Genomic DNA, 240 nt, shown 5'->3' on the forward strand with positions numbered 1-240 from the left:
TATGCGGTAATCGTTCTAAGACGAACAGAGAGGTTCAACAAATGACCACACAGCTTGCCGTCCACACAGACATCCCGCGGGGAAAACGCTCCGAGGGGCAATGGGCTCGCGACGGGCGCGAACCCCTCAACGGAGACGAGGTAATCAAGCAGGAAGACCCGGGTCTTGCCGTCAAGAAACGGATCATTGATTACTACTCCCGCGAGGGCTTCGATTCCATCGTCCCCGACGATCTCGCAC

Annotated in this window: 1 pseudogene; it reads left to right on the top strand. The window is 57.1% G+C overall.

From position 1 onward, the window contains the following. Window positions 1–41 precede the first annotated feature (41 nt). Window positions 42–240, top strand: a pseudogene (locus QP413_RS10150) (nitrite/sulfite reductase); the annotation flags it as partial.

Source organism: Corynebacterium sp. UMB4614, from assembly GCF_030217065.1.
Classification (GTDB): Bacteria; Actinomycetota; Actinomycetes; order Mycobacteriales; family Mycobacteriaceae; genus Corynebacterium.